Genomic DNA, 2161 nt, shown 5'->3' with positions numbered 1-2161 from the left:
GACAGGGGTTTTCGGTCACAAAGTCAGCATGTTGGATTTCGATCCAAAAGACCTGGAGTATTTTCGCGCCATCGGCAAAATTGTCGAATTTGAGGATGTTCCTGGTAAAGTAGAAACTGCGTTGGCTCTCTCTGGTTCAGCAGCTCAATCTAAGGTTCAAATTCACCCTGGGGACTGTGACTACTTCGAGCGAGTTAATATTATTGCCCCTACACGGCTTGAAGCCTGTGAAATTCTTGTGCAAATCATGCGTGAGAAAATAATCAGTAGTATCTCAGGACCGAATTTTCAATTAGTTGATGTGAAATTTGGTGGCTATCCCCAAGACGTAATCTGTAATGAACGCTTGCGTCGCAAAGGCTCACCGATCACCTGGTCTCCTGATGAGGTTGTGGCTGGAAAGATTGAACTGAAGGACTCTGAAGGGAACCCTCTTATCATCACTTGGGATTCGTTAGCTAAGGATTATTCCGGTTGGTGTAAGCTGGAGTGGGTAATTGCAGATCCAGTACGTCGTCAATTAGCCAACGCTAGCAACGTGGTGGATGTCACCTGGGAAGCTCCTGATGGTACAATAACTCCCTTAGATGGCTATCTCGACGGCTATTTCCAAGAAATTTACCTAGATGCCCAATCTGCTCCCATCTTTGAGAAACTGGTGAAGCATGCCTCTAGTGATGTCATGGATGATTACGTGACGGCGTTGCAAAAGCAAGTTAAAAAATATGTTAAGGAAGGTCATCTTAACTATGGCAAAGCTGCCAAACGCATGTACAATATATTCCGGCTGAATGGACAGTATGAGGAAGCTGCTTTTCTCCGGGAACTGTTTGACGAACCGGCGGCATTACTTTATCAAGTCCACGCTTTAGTAGGAACTGTTCAAGAAGCCACAGAAAAAAATAGTTCTTTTGATATCGACCATATTCTCGATCAGACTGATGAATTGATTCTGGCAGTTATCAAGGTTTTGGAAGGGGAAGAGGAGTTGGAGATTGTACGTCCTCTCCTGCGTCTATCCCGCTGTATCAGTCGTCAAGAGGAGGGGGTTCCCCTTGGTCCCCAGGTAAAAATAATTCAATCAGAAATCATGAATATTGTCAACAATTTCTTCTACGAAAAGATGACAGCACTACCTGCAATTAAGGCTTATATTGAGGGTCTCAATACTTGACCCTGACCTTCGCTATACTGACTGACGGTCGCTGCCCCTATCCCTTGACCTAGCAAGCCACCTAAATCAATGTTCACGTTGTAAGTTATTTTGTAACAGATTGCAAAACAACTTACCTTGTTGAATGGCATCATCAAGAGCAACATGGGTCAAGGGCATCTCTTCTAACCACTCAGGCGGTAGGTTTTTCTTACCTGAGTCGCTATAGTTTCGTTTTAGGAATGCCATGGCATAGGAGCGGATGTCTAGTGCCGAATGCTTAAAGGGACTATCCCCCACAAAGTTGATCAAATACCAATAGACAAACATAAAATCGAAGGTGGCTGGATAGGCAACAAAGACCGGTTTACCGGGTAATGCTTGTAGCCAAGCGTGATATGCCTGCATCACCTGTGCCGGGGGCTTGGGGTTGACTCGTGAGGCTTCCCAAGCTTCAGGGTTTTCTGACCACCATCTCATGGTGTTGGGATGACCTTGTGCCCCCGGCAACGGTTCTAGGTTAGCTGTAAAGGTGGCGATTAATTCTTTGTCTGCCGTATAAGCTGCTGAGCCAATGCTGACCATGGAGTGAGGTCCAGGGATAGGACCATCGGTTTCAATATCCGTGCTGACGTAGATTTCGATTGTCATTTGTTTGCCTATATCAAATATTAACAGGATATTGTTATGACTTTAACATCTAAGAAAATTTAGGAAAAAAAATTGGTAGTAATGCATACTAATGATTCAATCAGCAGTCTTGAACCTTGAAAACTTCGAACACTGATGGAGTGTTGCTAACCTGCAATAATTCTTCTCGTTATCTGCTGTCACCTTAGGTTAATGTTAAGTGCAGCCTACTGTTGACTTCTGACTGGAAGAGTCAATAACTCACCGTCAAATCCTTTGGATTATGACGGGAGCTTGTAAGAAGCTTATAGTTGACCAGTCTAAGTTCCTGAGAACTATGTTATTTCTAAGTGTTAATGTTCCTACCTAGGGATGCGT

Annotated in this window: 2 protein-coding genes; one reads left to right on the top strand and one right to left on the bottom strand. The window is 44.1% G+C overall.

Features of this window, described 5'->3' with window-relative positions; all coding sequences use genetic code 11:
* Window positions 1–1174: hypothetical protein (locus F6K52_RS35590; RefSeq protein ID WP_293089807.1), on the top strand; the 1174-nt coding region annotated here is incomplete at its 5' end.
* Window positions 1175–1240: 66 nt separating this feature from the next.
* Here F6K52_RS35590 and F6K52_RS35585 read toward each other — a convergent pair.
* Window positions 1241–1804: a 3'-5' exoribonuclease gene (locus tag F6K52_RS35585; RefSeq protein ID WP_293089805.1), complete on the bottom strand. Its 564-nt coding sequence runs from the start codon at window positions 1802–1804 to the stop codon at window positions 1241–1243.
* Between the last annotated feature and the right edge of the window lie 357 nt (window positions 1805–2161).

The sequence above is a fragment of the Moorena sp. SIO3H5 genome, from assembly GCF_010692395.1.
Classification (GTDB): domain Bacteria; phylum Cyanobacteriota; class Cyanobacteriia; order Cyanobacteriales; family Coleofasciculaceae; genus Moorena.
This window is presented reverse-complemented; position numbering and strand designations above follow the sequence as displayed.

Bases quoted from the DNA above. Each gene is read 5' to 3' on its own strand.
- F6K52_RS35585 (WP_293089805.1), bottom strand. From the start codon at position 1,804: ATGACAATCGAAATCTACGTCAGCACGGATATTGAAACCGATGGTCCT.